This window comes from Streptomyces sp. NPDC091289, from assembly GCF_044757365.1.
Lineage (GTDB): Bacteria > Actinomycetota > Actinomycetes > Streptomycetales > Streptomycetaceae > Streptomyces.
This window is the reverse complement of the sequence record NZ_JBIVUT010000023.1, coordinates 134,865-158,304: the sequence shown is the minus strand read 5'-3', so window position 1 is coordinate 158,304 and position 23,440 is coordinate 134,865. Positions and strand designations below refer to the sequence as shown.

Genomic DNA, 23,440 nt, shown 5'->3' with positions numbered 1-23,440 from the left:
TACTGCAGGGGGGACCCTGTGGGAGAGTAGGACGCCGCCGAACAATTTTTCCGGGAAAGCCCCGTGCCTTGTGGCACGGGGCTTTTCTGCGTTCCGGACACGATCGATAGCGAGGAGAATCAGCTGGAGCAGGGCTGATTCTCCTCGGGTCTCTCAGACCGTGTTTGAGATCTGCCGTAGCCGTGGGCTTGGGCGGTCGTTGAGCACTGCGTGATTGGTTCTGGGGGCGGGTATCCGTCGGATCTGACGGACGAGCAGTGGGCGTTGGTGGAGCCGGTGCTGCCGCCGGCGCGGGTGGGGCCGAAGGGCGGGCGGCGGGAGAAGCATCCCCGGCGGCGGATTGTGGACGCGATCTTCTACGTGGTGCGGACCGGCTGTTCCTGGCGGCAGTTGCCGAAGGACTTCCCGCCCTGGCCGACGGTGTACTGGTACTTCACCTGGTGGCACGACGACGGCACGGTCGAACGCGTCCACGATGCCCTGCGCGAGAGGGTCCGCGACGCCGAAGGCCGCGACCCTGAACCGAGCGCCGGGCTGATCGACTCGCAGTCCGTGCGCACAGCTGACACCGTTCCCACCGCGACCAGGGGCTTCGACGCGGGCAAGAAGGTCAAGGGCCGCAAGCGGTTCATCGTCACCGACACCCTCGGCCTGCTCCTGGCCGTCCATGTCGTCGCCGCGAGCGTCCAGGACCGTGACGGCGCGCGGCGTCCGCTGCTGTGGACCCGCCTGGACCACCCGGGCGTGAAGAAGATCTGGGCGGACCAGGGGTTCGCCGGACGCCTGGTCGACTGGACGGCAAAGATCCTCGGCCTCGAGCTGGAGATCGTCCGCAAGGACCCCGGCCAGAAGGGATTCCAGGTCCAGCCAAAGCGCTGGGCAGTCGAGCGGACACTGTCGTGGATCACCGCACACCGCCGTCTCGCCCGAGACTACGAGCAGCAGCCCGCGCACTCCGAGACCATGATCCGCTGGGCGATGATCGGAATCATGGTCCGCCGACTCACCCGCGGCCGACCGGCAACCCGAACCGGCCCCCGACGACTCTCACAAGCCAACCAGTGAGATCTCAAACGCGGTCTCAGAGGCGGCCCGCGGCCTTCAGGGCCAAGTACGTATCGGCAAGTGCGGGAGCGAGAGTGTCCGGAGTGGCGTCCACGACGACAACGCCGTGGCGCCGGAGCCTGTCGGCCGTGCGGCGACGGTCGGCCTGGGCCTGGCCGGCGGCTGCCGCGTCGTACACCGAGTCGACGGTTCCCCGGGCGTGGGCCATTTCCTCGATCCGGGGGTCGGAGACCGCGGCCAGGAGCACGGTGTGGCGCTGGGTGAGTTGAGGCAGCACCGGGAGGAGCCCTTCCTCGATGGGGGCGGCTTCCAGCGTCGTGAGGAGAACGATCAGCGAACCGCGGGGGGCGTCGGTGAGGGCGGCATTGCTGAGGCCGCGGGCGTCCGTTTCGATGAGCTCGGGTTCCAGCGTGGCCAAGGTGTTGATGACGGTGGCCAGAACATTTCCCGTGGCCGTCCGGCCTTGGACCCGAGCCCGGACCTGGCGGTCGTAGGCGAGGAGGCTCACCCGGTCGCCCGCCCGGGTGGCGAGCGCGGTGAGGAGGAGTGTGGCGTCCATCGAGGCGTCGAGACGGGGAACGTCGCCCACCCGGCCCGCGGATGTGCGCCCGGTATCCAGGACGATCAGGATGTGCCGGTCACGCTCGGGGCGCCAGGTCCGGACCGCTACGGCGGACTGGCGCGCGGTGGCCCGCCAGTCGATGGAGCGGGTGTCGTCCCCGGGCACGTAGGCCCGCAGACTGTCGAACTCCGTACCCTCACCGCGTGTCAGAACGCTGGTACGGCCGTCGAGTTCCCGGAGCCGGGCGAGCCGGGACGGCAGATGCTTGCGGCTGGTGAACGGAGGCAGGACCCGTACGGTCCACGGGGCCCGGTGCTGCCCTTGGCGTGCGGCGAGGCCGAGCGGGCCGTACGAGCGGACCGTGATGCGTTCCGCCCGCCGTTCGCCGCGCCGGGTCGGGCGCAGAACGGTGACCAGGCGTCGCTGTTCCCCGGCGGGAATCGTCAGCGTGTGACGGGAAGCGCGGTGTTCGGTGCCTGAGGTCCAGCTGCTGGGAGGCCAGGCATCCCGCAGCTGGGCGCGCAGACGTCGGCGCGAGGTGTTGGTAACCGTGAGTTGCACGTCTGCCGCGTCACCAAGTCGAACAGATGTATCGCCGGATCGAGTGAATCGAAGCGTGCGCACTGGCGCTGCCAGGGCGTAGTCACACAGAATTGCCAGAGAGAGCGGGGCGTTGACCGCGAGCATCCCGGTCCAGCTGGGAGCGAGGATGCCTACGGGGAGTGACCCCAGGGCGGCCAGCAGAGCGGTACGTCCGGTGAGGGCCATGGTCACCGCCTCATCGGGGTACGGGGACGTGGGCGAGCACTGAGGCGATGACGGAGTCGGGGGTGACTCCTTCCATTTCCGCCTCGGGCCGCAGGTGGATGCGATGACGGAGCGTGGGGAGCGCCAGGGCCTTCACATCGTCCGGGATGACATAGTCCCGGCCGGTCAGCCAGGCCCAGGCGCGGGCGGTCGACAGCAGTGCGGTGGTGCCTCGGGGGGAGACGCCGAGGGCGAGCGAGGGGGATTCGCGCGTGGCACGGCAGATATCCACGACATAGCCGGCGATCTCGGGGGAGACGGTTGTCTTCGCGACGGCTTCGCGAGCCGCTTCCAGATCGGCCGGTCCGGCGACGGGCCGTATCCCGGCGGCCTTGAGGTCACGTGGGTTGAAGCCGTCGGCATGCCGGGTGAGGACGTTGATCTCGTCCTGCCGCGAGGGGAGCGGGACCGTCAGTTTGAGCAGGAAGCGGTCCAGTTGGGCTTCGGGGAGGGGGTAGGTGCCTTCGTACTCGACGGGGTTCTGGGTCGCGGCAACGAGGAAGGGGTCAGGCAGTGGCCGCGGCGTTCCGTCGACGGTGACCTGCCGTTCCTCCATCGCCTCGAGGAGGGAGGACTGGGTCTTGGGAGGGGTGCGGTTGATCTCGTCGGCGATCAGCAGGTTGGTGAAGACGGGGCCGGGCTGGAAGGAGAACTCGGCGGTACGCGCGTCATAGACCAGTGAGCCCGTGACATCGCTGGGCATCAGGTCGGGGGTGAACTGGACCCGCTTCGTGTCGAGTTCGAGCGAGGCGGCGAGCGCGCGGACCAGCAGGGTCTTGGCCACGCCGGGCACGCCCTCGATGAGTACGTGACCCCGGCAGAGCAGCGCGACGACGAGTCCGGTGACGGCGGGGTCCTGGCCGACGACGGCCTTGGCGATCTCGGAGCGCAGAGCCTCCAAGGACGCGCGGGCGCTGTCGGACGGCTCCGGTTCCGAGGGCTTCACGGGGGCCGCAGTGGGCACGGCCGGCTCGGGGGTCGGGGCGCTCATGAAGTGCGTACCTCTCTTTCGAGGGCGTCGAGTTGATCGGCGAGGAGGACCAGGGCGGCGTCGGTGGTGGGAGCCGTGCCGAAGAGCAGAGTGTTGAGGTCGCGGTCCGGGGCGGTGATGCGTGCGGACACGGCGGTGAGGAGGACGTCGGGGGTGTGCGCATCACGGGCGGGCACTCCGGCGAGGGGTGCGAGGCGTGTGCGGGTGGCGGCTCGGAGGGCATCGGCGGCCCGGTCGCGGGAGTTGGCCTTGCGGTAGAGGAGGGAGCGGCCTTCGGCGGATTCGGACGCGCGGATGGCTACCGGCAGCTGTTCCGTCACCAGGGGGCCGAGTCGGCGGGCCCGCCAGACCGCGGCGAGCACTGCGGCGAGGGCGAGTTGAAGCGTTCCCCACAGCCAGCCGGAGGGGACGAGGTCGAGGAAGCTGCTCCCGTCGGCCGCGTCGTCCCTTGCTCCGCCCTCCGACTGTTCTTCGTTCCCGTCACCGGGGGCGTTGTCATCGACTGTCGCGGATGGATCTGTGAGAGAGGGGAGGTACCAGACGAGATGGGGACGGGAGCCGAGGAGTTGCAGGGCGAGCGAGGCGTTGCCCTGTTTGTCGAGACGCTCGTTGTGGAGGAAGTCGGGGGAGCCGAGGATGACCGTGTCGCCGCTCGTCCCGGTGGGGAGGACGACCAGGCTGGGGAGTCCCGCGCTCGGGTAGCAGGTGACGGCGGCCGGGTCCTGTGTCGCGTAGCGGGTGCCGCCCAGGTCCGCTGTGCCGGCGCGGCGGGCGGCGGGGAGCTCGCACGACGGGGCGAGAGCACTGACGGCGTGCTGCGGCTCGGCGAGGACGCCGGGAGCGAGCCGGGCGGTGGCTCCGGGGCCGGGGGCGATCAGCAGGGTGCGGCCTGCGGAGGCGGAGGCCGCCTCGTCCAGGCTGAGCTGTTGCGACCGTGTCAGGAGGTTCGGGCCGGCGACCAGAAGGGTGGTGTCGGGGCTGGTCGCTGCGGTGGCCTCGTCGAGAGTGGTGGCGACGGTGACGGATATACCGCGTGCCTTGAGGAGTTCGGCCACGGCGCGGCTGCCCTTGGGGTCCGCGGAGCGGGGGTCGAGCTGGCCGTAGTTCGTTCCGGAGCGTACGGCGGCGAACGTGATGCCGGCGACGACGAGGATGAGGACGACGGCCAGGACGCCTCGGGCGCGGGTCCAGACCTGGCCGGGTGTGGGCGCCGTCGAGGTGGGGGAAGCGGTGGTCGCCGCGGTCATCCGGTGACTCCTCGGGAGGTTCCGGGCAGCAGCGGCTTTGCCTCGTCGAGTTCGAGGTCGAGGGTGCGCAGGGACAGATATGCCGGCTGGTCCGCGGTGCGGCCGCCGTATGTCACGTCGTCGAAGCTCCGGGCGGCGGCGCGCAGCCGGGCGGTGTGTTCGGGCAGGGTACGGCCCGCTTCGGCCGCGGCTTCGTCCGCGGTGCGGCCGGGGCGGGGGTCGAGCAGGGCCCGCTCCTCCAGGGACCGGACGATGGCGCGCATGCGTTCCTGGACGGCTTCGGCCCAGCGCAGAGCCACAGCGTGGGTTTCGGCGGCCGCACGGTGCTGGGCCGCGCTGCGGGGGCCGTCGGTGTCGAAGAGGGCGTCCGCGCTCCGGGAGGAGCGTTGCGGGGTGCCGAGCCGCCACCAGAGGGCGGCGGCGAGGCCGATGACGATGACGACCAGGACGACGATTCCGGCCGGGCCGCCGGGGGCGGCGCCCGCGGCGGCGTCGAACACTCCGGCGACCCAGTCCCAGAACCGGTTCAGGGCGCGCTGGAGGAAGTTCGGGTCGTTCTCGTGGTACATCGGTTTGGACAGCTCGCTCTCGGCCGCCTCCCGTGCGGGAAGACGTGGAGTGTCCACGGGTATGTCGCCCGCTGCGATGTCCCGCCGTGCTGTGGTGATGCCCCCCGCCCCCGACACCGCATCAGCTCCTGGGGGTGTCGGCGTCGTAGCCGGGCAGGCCCGCGGCCCGGGCGAGGTCGAGGTCCAGGGCTTCGCGGCGGATGCGCTGGTCCATGTAGAGGAGGGCCATGACGCCGGCGACGAAGGGGTAGATCAGTGTCGAGACGATCACTTCGCCGATGCCGGTGATGATCAGGAAGAGCCAGCCCGCGGAGGGGGCGCTGCTGCTGAGGAAATCGCTGACGTCGGTTCCGTCGGCGATCACCGCGATAGCGGTGAACGGGATGGAGACGAGGAACGTCAGCAGGAAGGTCAGCAGCCAGGTCAGGGCCAGGACCCCGAAGGTGCGCCACCAGGCGCCGCGGACCAGCTTCGCCGACCTGCGCAGCGCGGCCACGATGCTCTGCCGTTCCAGCATCAGTGCGGGGGCGGCGAGGGCGAAGCTGACGTTCAGCCAGAGCATCACGACGCAGGCGGCGGCGAAGCCGAGGAAGGCGAGTGCCGCTCCGGCCTCGGAGCCCAGCAGCAGGCCGGGGCCGATGCCCACGGTCATGATCGCGGCCATGATCAGGGCCACCAGGATGGTCAGCCCGAGCAGCGGGAGGACCCGCGGACGGGCCTCGGCCCAGGCGTCCGAGAGCGTGGTGGGACGGCCCAGCACGGAGCGGCTGATGATCACGGTGACGATCGACGCGGTGAAAAGCGTGGCGATCATGGTGACGAGGGAGGCCGGGGCCAGCGAGAACAGTGTCGAGCGGGCCGAATCGGCAGTCTGGCGGAGGGCCTCCGCGCCGGTGGCGTTCGGGTCGACGGTGGTCGGGCTCGGCAGCAGGTAGCGCTGCATGAGGATGATGCCGATCTGGGTGACCACCGAGACCGCGAGGCTGAAGCCGAGGGCGGTACGCCAGTGGGCGCGCAGGGCGGAGACGGAGCCGTCGAGGATTTCGCCGAGGCTCAGGGGGCGCAGCGGGATGACGCCGGGCTTCGCGGCCGGCGGCGGTCCTGCCCAGCCCTGTCGGTGCGGGCCACCGCCCCAGCCGGGCGCGGGCGGCCGTGCTCCCGGGCCGCTGCCGGGGTTGCTCGGTGGGGACCACTGCCCGGGGGGCGGCTGCTCGGGGGACCACTGCCCCGTCGGGCCGCTTCCGTCCTGGGGTTCGGAGGGGCGGGGGATCGCCGTCTCCTTGCCGTCGGAGGGGGCAGATCCGGGCGACGCCCAGCCCGGAGAGTCGTTCATTCTCGCTCCTTCACCGTCCTGACCGCTCATCGGGGCGGCAGGTTGGCAGCCATCGTGCCACGCGGCGGCCCGGGGCGGACCAGCCGCTCTGTCTCCCGCGCGATCTCCTGCGTGCGTTCCTGTGCGGGCGGTTCACCGGGCAGACTGGGCGGATGGCTGATCAGGACGCGCAATCGCCGGTGGGCATCGAGCCTCCCGCGCTTTCCGTACTCCGCTGGGACGAACCTCCGGAAGGTCCCGTGCTGGTGCTTCTCGACCAGACGAGGCTGCCCGCCGAGGAAGCCGAGCTGGTGTGCACCGATGTTCCCGCGCTGGTGCAGGCGATACGGACGCTGGCGGTACGAGGGGCTCCGCTCCTCGGGATCGCCGGGGGCTACGGGGTGGCGCTCGCCGCGGCACGGGGCTACGACGTGGCGGAGGCGGCCGGCTTGCTGGAGGGGGCGCGGCCCACCGCGGTGAACCTCGGTTACGGGGTGCGGCGGGTGGCGGCGGCCTACTGGGAGGCCGCCGGAAAGGGGCAGGGGGACGAGGTGGCCGCCGCGGCCGCGCTGGCCGAGGCGCGGGCCCTGCACCGGGAGGACGCCCGGGCCAGCAGGCGCATGGCGGAGTACGGCGAGGCGCTGCTGGAGGAACTGCTGCCCGGCCGCGGGTATCAGCTGCTGACCCACTGCAACACGGGGGCGCTGGTCTCCGGGGGCGAGGGGACGGCGTTCGCCGTGGCGTTGCGGGTGCACCGGAAGGGGCGGCTGCGACGCCTGTGGGTGGACGAGACGCGGCCGCTGCTCCAGGGGGCCCGGCTGACCGCGTACGAGGCGGCGCGCAACGGTCTGGCGTACAGCCTGCTCACGGACAATGCGGCGGGGTCCCTGTTCGCGGCGGGGGAGGTCGACGCGGTGCTCATCGGGGCGGACCGCATCGCCGCGGACGGCTCGGTGGCCAACAAGGTGGGGAGCTATCCGCTGGCCGTGCTCGCGAAGTACCACCACGTGCCCTTCATCGTGGTGGCGCCGACGACGACCGTGGATCTGGAGACCCCGGACGGCACATCGATCATCGTCGAGCAGCGTTCCGGGAAGGAAGTGACGGAGCTCACATCGCTACAGGGTGTATCGGTCGGCGGCGGAGGCGGGATGGTCGTCGCACCCCTCGGGGCCCCGGCGTACAACCCGGCCTTCGACGTCACACCGCCGGAACTGATCACGGCGATCGTCACCGAGGAGGGCGCAATTTCCCCGGTCACGGGGGTCGGACTGGCAGAGCTGTGTGCCAGGTCATCGCAGGTAACGATTAGCTAATGGGATGATGTCGATTATGAAGGGACGCGTCCTTGTCGTCGACGACGACACCGCACTGGCCGAGATGCTCGGGATTGTGCTGCGTGGAGAAGGTTTCGAGCCGTCGTTCGTAGCGGACGGCGACAAGGCACTGGCCGCATTTCGTGAGGCCAAGCCGGACCTGGTGCTGCTCGACCTCATGCTGCCCGGAAGGGACGGCATCGAGGTGTGCAGGCTGATCAGGGCCGAGTCCGGTGTGCCGATCGTCATGCTCACTGCCAAGAGCGACACCGTCGATGTCGTGGTCGGCCTGGAATCAGGGGCCGACGACTACATCGTCAAGCCGTTCAAACCTAAGGAGTTGGTTGCCCGGATCAGGGCACGTCTGCGGCGGTCCGAAGAGCCCGCGCCGGAGCAGTTGACCATCGGTGACCTGGTCATCGATGTGGCCGGCCACTCCGTGAAGCGTGAGGGGCAGTCCATCGCCCTGACTCCGCTGGAGTTCGACCTGCTGGTCGCGCTCGCCCGCAAGCCGTGGCAGGTCTTCACCCGTGAGGTCCTGCTGGAGCAGGTGTGGGGTTACCGCCACGCGGCCGACACCCGCCTGGTGAATGTGCATGTCCAGCGTCTGCGTTCCAAGGTCGAGAAGGACCCGGAACGGCCGGAGATCGTCGTGACGGTCCGAGGCGTCGGCTACAAGGCCGGACCGAGCTGAGATGGCCGGAGGCAGCGCTGCTCCGGGGCCCGGTGAGCCGGGAGTCCGTACGGAGCGGGCTGCCGGCCCGGGACGGAAGGCACCACGTATGAGCCGTTTCCTGCAGGGCGGCCGGCTGTTCGAGGACCGGACGCCCGGCGGGCCCGTACCGCGGTTGCTGATGCGGTGGGTACGCCGACCGTTGCTGCCCGCCGTCCGGCTGTGGCGGCGGAACCTGCAGCTCCGCGTCGTCGCGGGCACGCTGCTGATGTCGATCGGGGTCGTGCTGCTGCTCGGCTTCGTCGTCATCGGGCAGGTCCGCAACGGACTGCTCGACGCCAAGGGCAAGGCTGCCCAGACCCAGGCCGCCGGCGGTTTCGCCGCGGCCCAGGAGAAGGCGAACGCCCCTCTCGCCCCCGACGGACAGGGGAGCGGGGGCGCCGACGGCGTGACCGGCAGTACCTCCTGGCGCACCGAGCTCGTCGACCAGCTCGCCAGCGGCGGCAAGAACGCCTTCAACGTGGTGGCGCTCAGCGTGGACTCGGTGACCGAGGGCGCGAGCAGCCGTGCCGCGCGCGGTTCGGGCAGCGTCGAGGCGGCCAGCGTGCCCGAGCGCCTGCGGCAGGAGGTGGGCAAGGGGCAGGGCGCGTTCCAGACGTACTCCATGATCCGGTACTCGTACAGCAAGGAGTCACAGCCGGGGCTCGTCGTCGGCAAGCGGCTCTACGACATCGACCAGCATCCCTACGAGCTCTATTACCTCTTCCCGCTCGCGCAGGAGGAGAAGTCCCTGACGCTGGTCAAGACGACCCTGGCGACCGCCGGGCTGTTCGTCGTCGTGCTGCTCGGGGCCATCGCCTGGTTTGTGGTGCGGCAGGTCGTCACACCGGTGCGGATGGCGGCCGGCATCGCCGAGCGGCTCTCCGCCGGCAAGCTCCAGGAACGGATGAAGGTCACCGGCGAGGACGACATCGCCCGGCTCGGTGAGGCCTTCAACAAGATGGCCCAGAACCTCCAGCTGAAGATCCAGCAGCTGGAGGAGCTCTCCCGGATGCAGCGGCGCTTCGTCTCCGACGTCTCGCACGAGCTGCGGACCCCCCTCACGACGGTCAGGATGGCCGCCGATGTCATCCACGAGGCGCGTGCCGACTTCGACCCCGTCACCGCGCGCTCCGCGGAACTGCTGGGCGACCAGCTCGACCGGTTCGAGTCGCTGCTCGCCGATCTGCTGGAGATCAGCCGCTTCGACGCGGGCGCCGCGGCTCTGGAGGCCGAGCCGATAGACCTGCGGGCCGTGGTGCACCGGGTGATCGGCGGCGCCGAGCCGCTCGCCGAGCGCAAGGGCAGCCGGATTCTCGTGATCGGTGACGACCAGCCGGTGATAGCCGAGGCCGATGCCCGCCGCGTCGAACGCGTCCTGCGCAATCTCGTGGTCAACGCCGTCGAGCACGGTGAGGGCCGGGACGTCGTGGTGCGGATGGGCGTGGCACAGGGCGCGGTCGCCGTGGCCGTCCGGGACTACGGGGTCGGGCTCAAGCCCGGCGAGGCGACCCGGGTCTTCAACCGGTTCTGGCGTGCCGACCCGGCGCGGGCCCGGACGACCGGCGGGACGGGGCTCGGCCTCTCGATCGCCGTGGAGGACGCCCGGCTGCACGGCGGCTGGCTCCAGGCCTGGGGCGAGCCGGGCGGCGGTTCCCAGTTCAGGCTGACCCTGCCGCGTACGGCGGACGAGCCCCTGCGCGGTTCGCCGATACCGCTGGAGCCCGAGGACTCGCGGCGCAACCGGGACAACCGGGAGCGCGAGGAGGCCGGGGCGGGTGCGGTGGACGACCACCGGCTGATGTCCGTGCCGTCGCAGCCCGGGGCCGGCGAGCGTGCGCCGCTGCCCGTGCCCGGTCGCGGCCCCGCCGTCCGTAGCGGCGCCCCCTCGTCGGTGCACCCCGCCGCGCTGCCCGGCAACGGAGCACGTGTCGTGGCGCGCCCGGCCCAGGAGCGTCCCGGTGGGCGTGTGAGCAACGGCGTACAGAATTCCGACCAGGAGGACACCACTCGTGGGTACTGACCGCCGTCCGGGCGGCCACGGACGGGCGGTGCGGATGACCGCGCTGCTGGGCTGCGGCATCGTCGTACTGGCCGGATGCGGCTCGATGCCGGTGACCGGGGACGTCAAGGCGGTCGACGCCTCGCAGCCCGGGGACTCCCAGGTGCAGGTGTACGCGGTGGCGCCCCGGGACGGCGCCCCGCCCAGCGAGATCGTCGACGGCTTCCTGGAGTCGATGACCAGCGACGATCCCGCGTTCGCGACCACGCGGAAGTATCTGAGCGCCGACGCCCGGCGGACCTGGCAGCCGGGCGGGGGCACCACGGTGCTCGCCCAGGCCCCCAACCGCAGCGGCCCCCTGCTCCACGACGAGGACAACCGGGCCACCCGGGACAGGGAGACGACCTACACGCTGACCGGCGAGAAGGTGGCGGCGGTCGACGCCCAGAGTTCCTACCGGCCGCTCGCGCCCACCGACTACTCCCAGACCCTGCACCTGGTGCTGGAGAAGGTGGCGGAGGGCAAGCAGGAGTGGCGCATCGACGTCGTGCCGGACGGCCTGGTCCTCGGGCAGTCCGACTTCAAGCGGCTCTACCGCTCCGTGAACAAGTACTACTTCGCCACCGGGCGCACGAACGGGCAGTCGACGCTCGTCGCGGACCCCGTCTACGTACGCAACCGTACGGATCCGGTCACGCGCATGGACACCGCCACCCAGACCATCAGGACCTTGCTCGCCGGGCCGACGAACTGGCTGCGGCCCGTGGTCGACTCCCGGTTCCCGACGGGGACCGCCCTGCGCAAGGGCGTCATCGCGCTGCCGCCGAACGATCAGAACGTCCTGAAGGTGCCGCTCAACGACAAGGCCGACAGGGCCGGCCGGAGCGCCTGCCGGATGATGGCCGCGCAGGTGCTGTTCACGCTCCGGGACCTGACCTCGGCACGGGTCGGACGGGTGGAGCTGGAGGGCGGCAAGGGCGTGCTCTGCGCGCTGGACGCCGACGACGCGCCGGATTTCTCCGCCGACCACGGCTCCGACGGGGCCGACAGCCAGTACTTCATCAACGACAAGGGCCAGGTGGAGCGGATCCCCGGCGCCACCCAAGGCACCGGCACGCCCGAGCCCGTGACCGGACCCCTCGGCGCGGGCGCCGTCCCGATGGGCGCCGTCGGGGTGGCCCGGGACGAACAGCGGGCCGCCGCGGTCTCCGCCAACGGGCAGAACCTCTATGTGGCGTCCCTGGGGGCGGACGGCGAGCTGGCCGAGCCCCTCGTCACCAGCGCGGCGAAGAAGGCCGCCGACCGGCTGTCGCCGCCGAGCTGGGACGGCCGCGGCGACCTGTGGGTCGCCGACCGGGATCCGGCCGGTTCCCGGCTGCTTCGGCTGGCCGGGGGAGCGGGCGACCCGCAGGAGGTCCGGGTGCCGGGCCTCGACGGCGCCCGGATCGAGGAGCTGCGGATGTCCGCGGACGGGGTGCGGATCGCTCTGCTGCTGACGAAGGACGGCCATACGACGCTGAAGATCGGCCGGGTCGAGCGCCGGGGGTCCGCGGTGGCGCCCGAGATCTCGGTCGAGGACCTGCGCCAGGCCGCACCGCAGCTCGCGGACGTGACGGCCATCTCCTGGTCGGGACGCAGCCGTCTGGTGGTGGTCGGCAAGGAGGCGGGCGGTGTCCAGCAGGTGCGTTACGTACAGGCGGACGGTTCCACGTCGGCCTCCGGGGCGCTGCCCGGGGTGAACCAGGTCCAGTCGGTCGCAGCGGCGGACGACGAGCTGCTTCCGCTGATGGCTGAGACCGTCGGCGACGGCATAGTGAAGCTCTCGCCGGGCGACAACTGGCAGACGGTTCTCAAGCAGGGCACGTCGTTGGTCTACCCCGGCTGATCCGCGAGCAGGCCGGGCTCCGCCGGGCCGCCCGGGGGGCCCACAGAGGTTATCCACAGGGGTGGCCCGGTCTTCGGGGCCCCGGCACTGTGGAGCCATGCGGAACGCGTGGCACGAGCTGTCCGGTCTGCTCCTGCCGGTGAGCTGCGCCGGCTGCGGCAGACCGCGCACCGAGCTGTGCCCGGCCTGCGGGGCCGCGTTGCACGGTGCGCAGGCCCGCCGGGTCCGGCCCTCGCCCCGGCCCCCGGGGCTCCCGGCGGTGTACGCGGCCGCGCCGTACGAGAACGCCGTACGCGCGGTTCTGCTGGCCCACAAGGAGCGCGGGGCACTCGGACTGGCGGGGGCACTCGGACGGGCCCTGGCGGGTTGTGTACGGGCCGGGACGGGGCAGTCGGGCGGTGCGGGCCCCCTGCTGCTGGTCCCCGTGCCCTCCGCGCGCTCCTCGACCGCGGCACGCGGCCACGACCCGGTGCGCAGGATCGCCGCCACGGCCGCGCGGGACCTGCGCCGCCGTGGCCGTCCGGCCCAGGTGCTTCCGCTGTTGCGGCAGCGGCGCGCGGTCGCCGACCAGTCGGGGCTCGGGGCGCGGCAGCGGAGGGCGAATCTGGCCGGCGCGCTGGAACTCACCGCGGGGGGCGAGCGGCTGGTCCGGCACGGTCTGCTCGGGCACGGGCCTCTCCGGCACGGCAGGGTGATCCTGGTCGACGATCTGTTGACGACGGGATCGACGCTGGCGGAGGCGGCACGGGCCGTCGGGGAGGCGTGCGGCACCGGTCGGGAGCCCTTCGTGCACGGAGGGTGCCGGGCGGCGGTCGTCGCGGCCTCTCCCTCCGCCTTCGAAATAAACCGGAACTGACCGAGAACTTGCATCGTTGCAGGTAATGAGAGGGCAATACCCCCTGAACGGAGGTACGTGTCAGTAGCGGGTGCCGAGACCCTGGTGTGCAGGCTATGTTCGGTTGTGAGGAACGGTGAATGCCGGACCTCGATGAATGCACCATCAGGTTTCGGGCAGGTAACTCACCGGTAGGAGAAGCACGCAAAGTCGGTGGGGTTGCGACCCTTCCGGCGGGGGAGGAGGAGGCGAAAGCCACCGAGTCCGAGGCCCTGGTGATCTCCGGGGCCTGGTGCAAAAGGGAGATGCTCCGCCATGGAGCGGGGCGATCCGGGAACGGAGTTCTGCGTGGACATCGTCGTCAAGGGCCGCAAGACCGAGGTGCCCGAGCGGTTCCGCAAGCACGTGGCCGAGAAGCTGAAGCTGGACAAGATCCAGAAGTTCGACGGCAAGGTGATCAGCCTCGACGTCGAGGTGTCCAAGGAGCCGAATCCCCGTCAGGCCGACCGTTCCGACCGGGTGGAGATCACGCTCCGCTCCCGGGGACCGGTCATCCGGGCGGAAGCGGCGGCGGGCGACCCTTACGCAGCGCTCGACCTGGCCACCGGAAAGCTGGAGGCCCGGCTGCGCAAGCAGCACGACAAGCGCTACAGCCGCCGTGGCAACGGCCGTCTGTCGGCTGCCGAGGTCGGGGACGTGGTCCCCGGCGTCGCTTCGTTCGACGAGGACGGTGAGCTGGTCGGCGACCAGACGCCGGCGCCCGTCCCCACCACGAAGATCGGCTCGCTCGAAGTACAGGGCGAAGGGCCGCTCGTGATGCGCGAGAAGACCCACACCGCCGCACCCATGTCGCTCGACCAGGCGCTCTACGAGATGGAACTGGTCGGTCACGACTTCTACTTGTTCGTCGACTCCGAGACGAAGGAGCCCAGCGTCGTCTACCGGCGACACGCCTACGACTACGGCGTCATCCACCTGAGGACCGACCCGCTCGCCGCGGACGAAGCAGGCGGCGCGGGCGGTGCGCTCGGCGGCTGAGGCCACATCGTCGAGGTGCCCCCGGGGCGTTTTCGCGCCACCGGGGGCACCCGCGCACGGGCACAGGGCCACCGTGCCGGGGCTCGGGCATGGAATCATGGCGGCCCGAGCCAATCGGTGTTCTGTGAAGTGCCGTTGGCGAACGACCGACACTTCAGGCCGTGGCCTTCAGGGGGAGGAACGATGGCGGACACCTTCGGGCCCGTGCGCGATGCGAATGACTCCGACGACGACACCGGTGGGTATTCCGGCACGGTCGCGGACGGCGCTTCACGCAAGGAGCCCATCAGGGTCCTCGTGGTCGATGACCACGCGCTCTTCCGCAGGGGTCTGGAGATCGTCCTCGCGCAGGAGGAGGACATCCAGGTCATCGGCGAGGCCGGGGACGGCTCCGAGGCGGTCGACAAGGCCGCCGACCTGCTGCCCGACATCGTTCTGATGGATGTCCGGATGCCCAAGCGCGGTGGCATCGAGGCCTGCACCGCCATCAAGGAGGTGGCCCCCAGCGCGAAGATCATCATGTTGACGATCAGCGACGAGGAGGCCGATCTCTACGAGGCGATCAAGGCGGGTGCGACCGGATATCTCCTCAAGGAGATCTCCACCGACGAGGTCGCCACGGCCATTCGCGCGGTCGCCGACGGGCAGTCCCAGATCAGCCCCTCCATGGCCTCCAAGCTGCTCACCGAGTTCAAATCGATGATCCAGCGCACCGACGAACGACGGCTCGTCCCGGCGCCCCGGCTCACCGAACGCGAGCTGGAGGTGCTGAAGCTCGTGGCGACCGGCATGAACAACCGGGATATCGCCAAGGAGCTGTTCATTTCCGAGAACACGGTGAAGAACCACGTCCGCAATATTCTGGAGAAACTGCAGCTGCACTCCCGGATGGAAGCCGTGGTCTACGCCATGCGCGAGAAGATCCTGGAGATCAGGTAGCGGACGGCCCCGGCTCCCGCCCCTGCTCCCGCTCCGGCCCCGGACCCGGCCCGGTCAGCGGTAGGCGCGCTGGAAGGCGTGGCCGATCTCCGTCCTGAGCGGCTCGCGCAGCTCCGGGGCGTCCACCCGGTCCACCCGGATGTCCGTGCAGCCCACCCAGGCCGCCGCCTCCACCAGGGCCTCGGCCATCGGGACCACCGCCTTCGGGCCCGCCAGCGATGCCTGCCGGGCGACCAGCGTGGTCCCCTCGCGCGCCGGGTCGACCCGGCCCTGGAGCTTCCCGCCCGCCAGCAACGGCATCGCGAAATAGCCGTGGATCCGCTTCTGCTTGGGCACATAGGCCTCCAGCCGGTGCGTGAAGTCGAAGATCCGCTCCGTACGCGCCCGCTCCCAGATCAGGGAGTCGAACGGTGACAACAGCGTCGTACGGTGGCGTCCGCGAGGCTCCTTCGCCAGGGCCTCCGGGTCCGCCCAGGCCGGCTTCGCCCAGCCCTCCACCACGACCGGGACCAGGCCCGAGTCCGCCACCACGGCGTCGAACTCCTCGCCCTTCAGCCGGTGGTAGTCCGCGATGTCACTGCGGGTGCCGACGCCGAGCGACGTGCCCGCCAGCGCGACCAGCCGCCTCCGGCACTCGTCGTCGCTCAGCTCGTCGTGCAGCAGGGCGTCCGGAATGGCGCGCTCGGCCAGGTCGTAGACCCGCTTCCAGCCGCGCCGCTCGGTGCACACCACCTCGCCGTACATCAGGGCCCGCTCGACGGCGACCTTGGACGCCGACCAGTCCCACCACTCGCCGCCGTTCTTCGCGCCGCCCAGCTCGGTCGCCGTCAGCGGGCCCTCGTCGCGCAGCTGCTTGATCACGGTGTCGTACGCGCCGTCGGGCAGATCGTGGTGCCAGTGGGGGCGGGCGCGGTAGGCGCGGCGGCGGAACGCGAAGTGCGGCCACTCCTCGACGGGCAGGATGCACGCGGCGTGCGACCAGTACTCGAAGGACCGGCCGCCCGACCAGTAGGCCTCCTCCACCGTCCGGCGGTTCACCGGGCCGAGCCGGGCATAGGGGATCAGCTCGTGCGAGCGGGCCAGCACCGAGATCGTGTCCAGCTGGACGGCGCCGAGGTGGCGCAGCACCCCCGGCACCCCCGCCCGGCGGTCCGGAGCCCCCAGGAAGCCCTGGGCGCGCAGCGCGATGCGGCGGGCCTGGTCGGCGGAGAGTTCGACTGCGGGAGGAGGCACAGGCGTCATACGGGGAACCCTAGACGGCACCACTGACAGTCCCGCCCCGGATTCCGCCCGCCGATCACGTGGGCCGTCATCCGGATTCCGGGCTTCCGCCGGACCGCGGGGCGTGCCGCTCGGGGACGTACGGGTGGGTGCCCGTGAGCCCCAGGTCGGACGGGATCAGGGCCGCCGTCCAGGCGTCGCGCCGCACCCCCTTGTTCAGCAGCCCGGACCGCTGCTCGCCCTCCAGCCGGAACCCGGCCCGCAGGGCGACGGCCCGCGAGGCCAGGTTGCCGATCTCGGCCCGCCACTCCAGCCGGTCCGCCCCGAGCGAGGCGAAGGCCCAGCGGGCGGAGCCGAGCACCGCCTCGGTGACGTATCCGCGGCCGCGGTGCTCCTTGGCGGACCAGTAGCCCACCTCGTACGTCCCGGGCCGGCTGCGCCGGTCGATGCCGAGCGCCCCGGCGAGCGTCCCGGTCTCCGGCAGGACCAGGGCGAAGCCGTAGGAGGAGTCGTCCTGCCAGCCCGCCGGGGAGAGCTTCGTGGTGAACAGTTCCGCGTCGGTGAGGCGGTACGGGGAGGGGATCACCGTCCAGCGCTGGATGTCCGGGTCCTGACAGGCGGCGTGCACCCGGTACGTGTCCTGCGGACCGAAGGGCCGCAGGAGCAGTCGTTCCGTGGTGAGAGTGATCGGCTCCATGGGCCGATTCTCGTGAGCCCGCTCCCGTGATGCGAGCACTTTTGGGGCTTCCCGGCACCTTCCGCGCGTTTGGACCGTTGTCCTATAAGGGTGCGGCGAGGTCCACGCGACGGCAGCCCTCCCGACGCGGTGGTGTCCTCGCTTACGATGGCCGTTGCGGTGGGGCCCACCTGCCGTGCCCGCGCCAGAGTCCATTACACGACCCAGTGCCAGGCCCGACCGGCAAGGAGACCAGCCTCAGTGTCCGTCTTCAACAAGCTCATGCGTGCAGGCGAAGGCAAGATCCTGCGCAAACTGCACCGCATCGCGGACCAGGTCAGCTCCATCGAAGAGGACTTCGTCAACCTCTCCGACGCCGAGCTGCGGGCGCTCACCGACGAGTACAAGGAACGGTACGCGGACGGCGAGAGCCTGGACGACCTGCTTCCCGAAGCGTTCGCCACGGTCCGTGAGGCCGCGAAGCGCGTCCTCGGACAGCGCCACTACGACGTACAGATGATGGGCGGAGCCGCCCTGCACCTCGGCTATGTGGCCGAGATGAAGACCGGTGAGGGCAAGACCCTCGTCGGCACCCTGCCCACCTATTTGAACGCGCTCTCCGGCAAGGGCGTGCACCTGATCACGGTCAACGACTACCTCGCCGAGCGCGACTCCGAGCTGATGGGCCGGGTCCACAAGTTCCTCGGCCTGTCCGTCGGCTGCATCGTCGCCAATATGACCCCGGCACAGCGCCGTGAGCAGTACGCCTGCGACATCACGTACGGCACGAACAACGAGTTCGGCTTCGACTACCTCCGCGACAACATGGCGTGGTCCAAGGACGAGCTCGTCCAGCGCGGCCACAACTTCGCCGTGGTCGACGAGGTCGACTCGATCCTCGTCGACGAGGCCCGTACGCCGCTGATCATCTCCGGCCCGGCCGACCAGGCCACCAAGTGGTACGGCGACTTCGCCAAGCTGGTCACGCGTCTCACCAAGGGTGAGGCGGGCAACCAGCTCAAGGGCATCGAGGAGACCGGCGACTACGAGGTCGACGAGAAGAAGCGGACCGTGGCCATCCACGAGACGGGTGTCGCCAAGGTCGAGGACTGGCTCGGCATCGACAACCTCTACGAGTCGGTGAACACCCCGCTCGTCGGCTATCTGAACAACGCCATCAAGGCCAAGGAACTGTTCAAGAAGGACAAGGACTACGTCGTCATCGACGGCGAAGTCATGATCGTCGACGAGCACACCGGCCGTATCCTCGCCGGCCGCCGCTACAACGAGGGCATGCACCAGGCGATCGAGGCGAAGGAAGGGGTGGACATCAAGGACGAGAACCAGACCCTCGCCACGATCACCCTGCAGAACTTCTTCCGCCTCTACGACAAGCTCTCCGGCATGACCGGTACGGCGATGACCGAGGCCGCCGAGTTCCACCAGATCTACAAGCTCGGCGTGGTGCCGATCCCGACGAACCGGCCGATGGTCCGCGCCGACCAGTCGGACCTGATCTACCGCACCGAGGTCGCCAAGTTCGCCGCGGTCGTCGACGACATCGCCGAGAAGCACGAGAAGGGCCAGCCGATCCTGGTCGGCACCACCTCGGTCGAGAAGTCCGAGTACCTCTCGCAGCAGCTTTCCAAGCGCGGTGTCCAGCACGAGGTCCTCAACGCCAAGCAGCACGACCGGGAGGCGACGATCGTCGCCCAGGCGGGCCGCAAGGGCGCCGTCACCGTCGCGACGAACATGGCCGGCCGAGGCACCGACATCAAGCTCGGTGGCAACCCGGACGACCTCGCCGAGGCGGAGCTGCGCCAGCGCGGCCTCGACCCGGTGGAGAACGTCGAGGAGTGGGCGGCCGCGCTGCCCGCCGCGCTGGAGCAGGCCGAGCTGGCCGTGCAGGCGGAGTTCGAAGAGGTCAAGGACCTCGGCGGGCTCTACGTGCTCGGCACCGAGCGCCACGAGTCGCGCCGTATCGACAACCAGCTGCGCGGTCGTTCCGGCCGTCAGGGCGACCCGGGCGAGTCCCGTTTCTACCTGTCGCTGGGCGACGACCTGATGCGCCTGTTCAAGGCCCAGATGGTCGAGCGCGTCATGTCGATGGCGAACGTTCCGGACGACGTCCCGATCGAGAACAAGATGGTCACCCGCGCCATCGCCTCCGCCCAGTCGCAGGTCGAGCAGCAGAACTTCGAGACGCGTAAGAACGTCCTGAAGTACGACGAGGTGCTCAACCGGCAGCGCGAGGTCATCTACGGGGAGCGCCGCCGCGTTCTGGAGGGCGAGGACCTCCAGGACCAGATCCGGCACTTCATGGACGACACGATCGACGACTACATCCGGCAGGAGACCGCCGAGGGCTTCGCCGAGGAGTGGGACCTGGACCGGCTGTGGGGCGCCTTCAAGCAGCTCTACCCGGTGAAGGTCACCGTCGAGGAGCTGGAGGACGCGGCCGGGGACCTGGCGGGCGTCACCGCCGAGTTCATCGCCGAGTCGGTCAAGAACGACATCCACGAGCAGTACGAGGAGCGCGAGGCCACCCTCGGCTCCGACATCATGCGTGAGCTGGAGCGACGGGTCGTCCTCTCGGTGCTCGACCGCAAGTGGCGCGAGCACCTCTACGAGATGGACTACCTCCAGGAGGGCATCGGCCTGCGGGCCATGGCGCAGAAGGACCCGCTGGTCGAGTACCAGCGCGAGGGCTTCGACATGTTCAACGCCATGATGGAGGGCATCAAGGAGGAGTCCGTCGGCTACCTGTTCAACCTGGAGGTCCAGGTCGAGCAGCAGGTCGAGGAGGTTCCGGTGCAGGACGGCGCCGAGCGCACCTCGCTGGAGAAGGAGAGCGCAGCCGCCGCCCCGCAGATCCGCGCCAAGGGCCTGGAGGCCCCGCAGCGGCCGGACCGGCTCCACTTCTCCGCTCCCACGGTGGACGGTGAGGGCGGTGTCGTCGAGGGCGACTTCGCCAATGACGACGACGGTGCGCGGTCCGGTTCCTCGGACGGCATGACGCGTGCGGAGCGCCGCAAGGCCCAGAAGAGCGGTGGCGGCGGCGGTCGCCGTCGCAAGAAGTAGCAGCAGGCGCAGTACCCCGGCAGGGGCCGGACACCACGTGGTGTCCGGCCCCTGCCGCGTTCGCCGGGTCACCGGGGGCCCGGGGCGCCGGCCGTGAGGCGTTCGCCGCCCAGCTCCACCGCGGCGCAGCGCCAGCGCTGGTCGGGGCCCTGTTCCAGGCGGAAGGCCATCGCCCGGATCCGGTCGCCCGCGGCGATGCTGGCGAACGCCTCGACCACGCCGGTGGCGGGCTGGGCCCCGCGGCAGTGGCGAAGGACGGGGCGGCTGCCCCGGGAGGCCCCCAGCGGGGTGCTCGGGGCCAGCTCGGCGAGCTGGTCGTAGGCCTCGCCGATGGTGTGGCCGAGCATCCAGTGCACCGGGCGCTGGCCGCTGAGGACCGCGAGCAGGCGTTCGGCGAACCACTGGTGGGGCCGCTGCGGCCGGTGGGGCTGCTGCCTGCGGGACCGCTGCGGAGGTACCGACCGGGGACCGTTCTGGTCGTGTCGGCCGGCGGGCCTCGTCCTGTCCGTGCTCATGATCATCGCCCCCGTTGACCGGGCCCGGTATCTACCGGGCGGTAACTTGTGTTGGGGATCTTCTACGGGTGCGGTCGTCAGCGACGCAAGGGGCCTTCGGGCGCCGATCAGGAACGGGCGGTTTCACCTGTCCGTGGCTCGACCCTTGTGCGGCAAGGGTGAGGGCGGGGGTGACGGGGCCTCGGCCGTGGACGGACGACCCCGGTTGCCGAAACCCGAAAGGGGACGTTCCCACGTATCCTGAGGACGTTTCCCTCTACGAAAGCGACCTGCCATGCGCGTGTACGTCCCCCTGACCCTCTCCGGTCTCGCAGCGGCGCACGGTGCGGGCGAGGTCGGCCCCGGACCGCTGACCGCCTACGCGGTGACCCCCGGGCTGCGCGAGTGGTACGTCTCCGACGACATCGAGGAACTGGAGTACGCGGCGCTCAACCGGGCCGCCGCCGCCTCGCTCCGGATGATCGCCGGGAGCCCGGACGAGGTGCGCCGCCGGGTCGTCGTCGCCGTCGACGTACCGGACGGGGCCGCCGCGGCCGATCCCGACCACGGGCTGAGCGCGGCGTCGCTCGGCGAGGTGCGGATCGCTGCCGCGCTGCCGCTGGCCAAGGCGGCGGCGGTGCACGTGGACGCCGACGACGCGGAGAAGGACGTGGCCGCCGCGGCGGACGCCCTGGGGGCGGCGGACCTCGGCGACGGCGACGCGCAGTTCACCGTGGACGGCGCCGAGGACCACGAGCTGCTCTGGTTCGGCGTTCAGGAGATTCCGCAGCTCATCGGCTGAGTCGGCGCTGACTCGGTGGCGTTGTCGGACCCGGCGGGTATTTTTTCTGTATGACTTCCGGGACGACACGCACACATCTGGTCTGGGACTGGAACGGCACGCTGCTCGACGACACCCATGCCGTCATCCAGGCGACGAACGCCGCGTTCGCGGAGGTCGAGCTGGCGCCGATCACGCTGGAGCAGTACCGGGAGATGTACACCATCCCCATACCCCGGTTCTACGAGCGGTTCCTGGGCCGGCTGCCCACCGAGGCCGAGTGGGAGCGAATGGATGCCATCTTCCACCGGTACTACGCGGAGCAGCGGGTGGCCTGTGGGCTCACCGCCGGGGTGGAGGAGCTGCTGCACCAGTGGCAGCGGGCCGGGCGCAGTCAGTCGCTGCTGAGCATGTACGGGCACGAGCAGCTCGTGCCGGTGGTGCGGGGGTACGGGATCGAGCCGCGGTTCGTCCGGGTCGAGGGGCGTACGGGGCCGTCCGGCGGGAGCAAGGCGCTCCACATGGAGCGGCACTTTGCTGCGCTGGCCGGGGTGGGGGGCGTGGACGGGTTCTCGCCGGAGAACGCGGTGGTCATCGGGGATGCGCTCGATGACGCGGTGGCGGCGGCGCATGTGGGGGCTCGGGCCGTGCTGTACACCGGGGGGTCGCACAGCCGGAGCAGTCTGGAGGGGGCGGGGGTGCCGGTGGTGGACAGCCTGGGGGAGGCGGTGGCGTTGGCGGAGACGTTTGCCGCGTAGGGGTGGGCCTGTGCGGGGTGCGGGGTGCTGTGGTGCGGGCTTTTCGGGGCGCTGCCCCGGGCCCCGGTCCTCAAGCGCCGGACGGGCTTGAAGTGCCCTCAAGCGCCGGGCGGGCTGAACAGATGTCCTCAATCGCCGGACGGGCTGGAAGGTGCGCCGGGCGGGCTTGAAAAGCTCGTCGGGTGGGCTGGGAAGGCAGGTGGGCTTCAGTTGGGGTGGTTCGACTTGAGTACCTTCAGGAACTCCCTCATCCAGGCCGCGTGGTCCGGCCAGGCCCTCGAGGAGACCAAGGCGCCGTCCACCACCGCCTCCGTGTCCTGGAAGGTCGCGCCCGCGCTCTGCATGTCCGGTTCCAGGGCCAGGTAGGCCGTGACGTTGCGGCCGCTCAGGTTGCCGGTGGCGGCGGTGATCAGGGGGCCGTGGCAGATCTGGGCGACCGGGCGGTCCGCGGAGAAGAAGGCGCCGACGATCTTCCGCAGCTCGGCGTTGTTGCGGAGGTACTCGGGGGCGCGGCCGCCAGGGATCACCAGGGCGATGTAGGCCCCGGGGTCGACCTCGGAGAAGGACAGATCGGCGGGCCAGGTGTAGCCGGGCTTCTCCGTGTACGTGTCGAAGCCGGGCTCGAAGTCGTGGACCACGAAGCGCAGCGTCTTGCGCTCGGGGGCCGCGATGTCGACCTCGTACCCCTCCTCCAGCAGCCGCTGGTACGGGTAGAGGACTTCGAGCGACTCGGCGGCGTCGCCGGTGACGATGAGGATCTTCTGCGGCATGGCGGGCTCCTCGGGGCCGTGGCCCCGATGGCGTGTCGAGGGCCTGAATCCGTGCGGTACGGACAGACTGCCCCGGTTTCGGTGGTTCGCCAAGGCGGCGCGACGCACTGTCCAGAGTGTCAAAGTTCGGGGTGTTCTTTTGTACACAAGCAGCTCATGACGCGGTGGGGTGCGAGGGGGATAGCCTGGTGCCGTGATCAGCGCGATACGCCTCGGGGGCAGCGAAGCCCCCGGCTGCCGCCCGGAGTGCCACCGCACCCGGGCGATCCGCGATCTCCCGACTCCGGACCAGCCGCCGAAAATGGCCGATGTGGTCCCGGGTATCTCTCGAAGCGGCATAGCGTCGACCCAGACCGGAAACCCCGCGTCGTGGCGGTAC

General features: G+C 70.6%; 20 protein-coding genes. 11 read left to right on the top strand and 9 right to left on the bottom strand.

What is annotated here, in order from left to right; all coding sequences use genetic code 11:
• Nucleotides 1–210: 210 nt before the first annotated feature.
• On the top strand, nt 211–1,065 hold the full coding sequence (locus tag ACIQPT_RS28600; RefSeq protein WP_401159930.1) for an IS5 family transposase: 855 nt from the start codon (nt 211–213) through the stop codon (nt 1,063–1,065).
• 16 nt (nt 1,066–1,081) lie between these two features.
• Here the strand turns inward: ACIQPT_RS28600 and ACIQPT_RS28595 are convergent, their stop codons facing one another.
• The 5 genes from ACIQPT_RS28595 to ACIQPT_RS28575 are packed head-to-tail and all read right to left on the bottom strand — an operon-like array spanning nt 1,082 to nt 6,574.
• Nucleotides 1,082–2,395, bottom strand: a complete 1,314-nt coding sequence (locus ACIQPT_RS28595) for a DUF58 domain-containing protein (protein ID WP_401159928.1) — start codon at nt 2,393–2,395, stop codon at nt 1,082–1,084.
• A 10-nt stretch (nt 2,396–2,405) separates the two neighbouring features.
• Complete coding sequence (locus ACIQPT_RS28590) at nt 2,406–3,425, bottom strand: AAA family ATPase (protein WP_401159927.1); 1,020 nt, start codon at nt 3,423–3,425, stop codon at nt 2,406–2,408.
• Nucleotides 3,422–4,672, bottom strand: a complete 1,251-nt coding sequence (locus ACIQPT_RS28585) for a DUF4350 domain-containing protein (protein ID WP_401159925.1) — start codon at nt 4,670–4,672, stop codon at nt 3,422–3,424. Before ACIQPT_RS28585 ends, ACIQPT_RS28590 begins: the two co-directional genes overlap by 4 nt.
• Nucleotides 4,669–5,358 carry a DUF4129 domain-containing protein gene (locus ACIQPT_RS28580; RefSeq protein WP_401159923.1) on the bottom strand — a complete coding sequence of 230 codons (690 nt, stop codon included), beginning with the start codon at nt 5,356–5,358 and terminating at the stop codon, nt 4,669–4,671. The genes ACIQPT_RS28585 and ACIQPT_RS28580 overlap by 4 nt, the downstream gene beginning before the upstream one ends.
• A 4-nt stretch (nt 5,359–5,362) precedes the next feature.
• On the bottom strand, nt 5,363–6,574 hold the full coding sequence (locus tag ACIQPT_RS28575) for a hypothetical protein (RefSeq protein ID WP_401159921.1): 1,212 nt from the start codon (nt 6,572–6,574) through the stop codon (nt 5,363–5,365).
• 152 nt (nt 6,575–6,726) lie between these two features.
• On the opposite strand from ACIQPT_RS28575, the gene mtnA reads away from it, so the two are divergent.
• From mtnA to ACIQPT_RS28540, 7 genes are all read left to right on the top strand, one after another.
• On the top strand, nt 6,727–7,869 hold the full coding sequence (mtnA, locus tag ACIQPT_RS28570; protein ID WP_401159919.1) for an S-methyl-5-thioribose-1-phosphate isomerase: 1,143 nt from the start codon (nt 6,727–6,729) through the stop codon (nt 7,867–7,869).
• A gap of 4 nt (nt 7,870–7,873) precedes the next feature.
• A complete protein-coding gene (mtrA, locus tag ACIQPT_RS28565; protein WP_007448372.1) occupies nt 7,874–8,563 on the top strand; it encodes a two-component system response regulator MtrA in 690 nt (229 codons plus the stop codon).
• 1 nt (nt 8,564) lies between these two features.
• Complete coding sequence (mtrB, locus tag ACIQPT_RS28560; RefSeq protein ID WP_401159915.1) at nt 8,565–10,604, top strand: MtrAB system histidine kinase MtrB; 2,040 nt, start codon at nt 8,565–8,567, stop codon at nt 10,602–10,604.
• A gap of 34 nt (nt 10,605–10,638) precedes the next feature.
• On the top strand, nt 10,639–12,468 hold the full coding sequence (locus tag ACIQPT_RS28555; protein ID WP_401159942.1) for an LpqB family beta-propeller domain-containing protein: 1,830 nt from the start codon (nt 10,639–10,641) through the stop codon (nt 12,466–12,468).
• A 97-nt stretch (nt 12,469–12,565) separates the two neighbouring features.
• Nucleotides 12,566–13,324, top strand: coding sequence for a ComF family protein (locus tag ACIQPT_RS28550; protein ID WP_401159913.1), 759 nt, complete (start codon nt 12,566–12,568; stop codon nt 13,322–13,324).
• Between the two features lie 327 nt (nt 13,325–13,651).
• Complete coding sequence (gene hpf / locus ACIQPT_RS28545) at nt 13,652–14,341, top strand: ribosome hibernation-promoting factor, HPF/YfiA family (RefSeq protein ID WP_401159940.1); 690 nt, start codon at nt 13,652–13,654, stop codon at nt 14,339–14,341.
• A 183-nt stretch (nt 14,342–14,524) separates the two neighbouring features.
• Entirely contained in the window at nt 14,525–15,280 is a 756-nt protein-coding gene (locus tag ACIQPT_RS28540; protein WP_401159911.1) for a response regulator, read from the top strand.
• Between the two features lie 54 nt (nt 15,281–15,334).
• On the opposite strand, the gene ACIQPT_RS28535 is transcribed toward ACIQPT_RS28540, so the two are convergent.
• Together ACIQPT_RS28535 and ACIQPT_RS28530 are read right to left on the bottom strand one after the other, a co-directional pair.
• On the bottom strand, nt 15,335–16,522 hold the full coding sequence (locus ACIQPT_RS28535) for a winged helix-turn-helix domain-containing protein (protein WP_401159909.1): 1,188 nt from the start codon (nt 16,520–16,522) through the stop codon (nt 15,335–15,337).
• Between the two features lie 67 nt (nt 16,523–16,589).
• A complete protein-coding gene (locus ACIQPT_RS28530) occupies nt 16,590–17,198 on the bottom strand; it encodes a GNAT family N-acetyltransferase (RefSeq protein ID WP_401159907.1) in 609 nt (202 codons plus the stop codon).
• 240 nt (nt 17,199–17,438) lie between these two features.
• On the opposite strand from ACIQPT_RS28530, the gene secA reads away from it, so the two are divergent.
• On the top strand, nt 17,439–20,258 hold the full coding sequence (gene secA, locus ACIQPT_RS28525) for a preprotein translocase subunit SecA (protein ID WP_401159905.1): 2,820 nt from the start codon (nt 17,439–17,441) through the stop codon (nt 20,256–20,258).
• A gap of 68 nt (nt 20,259–20,326) precedes the next feature.
• Here secA and ACIQPT_RS28520 read toward each other — a convergent pair whose 3' ends face one another.
• Complete coding sequence (locus tag ACIQPT_RS28520) at nt 20,327–20,773, bottom strand: Rv3235 family protein (protein ID WP_401159904.1); 447 nt, start codon at nt 20,771–20,773, stop codon at nt 20,327–20,329.
• A gap of 274 nt (nt 20,774–21,047) precedes the next feature.
• Between ACIQPT_RS28520 and ACIQPT_RS28515 the strand changes: the two genes are divergently transcribed.
• Together ACIQPT_RS28515 and ACIQPT_RS28510 are read left to right on the top strand one after the other, a co-directional pair.
• Complete coding sequence (locus tag ACIQPT_RS28515; RefSeq protein WP_401159902.1) at nt 21,048–21,554, top strand: DUF6912 family protein; 507 nt, start codon at nt 21,048–21,050, stop codon at nt 21,552–21,554.
• Between the two features lie 50 nt (nt 21,555–21,604).
• Nucleotides 21,605–22,291, top strand: coding sequence for an HAD family hydrolase (locus tag ACIQPT_RS28510; protein WP_401159901.1), 687 nt, complete (start codon nt 21,605–21,607; stop codon nt 22,289–22,291).
• Between the two features lie 206 nt (nt 22,292–22,497).
• On the opposite strand, the gene ACIQPT_RS28505 is transcribed toward ACIQPT_RS28510, so the two are convergent.
• Nucleotides 22,498–23,061: a DJ-1/PfpI family protein gene (locus ACIQPT_RS28505; RefSeq protein ID WP_401159899.1), complete on the bottom strand. Its 564-nt coding sequence runs from the start codon at nt 23,059–23,061 to the stop codon at nt 22,498–22,500.
• Nucleotides 23,062–23,440: the final 379 nt, after the last annotated feature.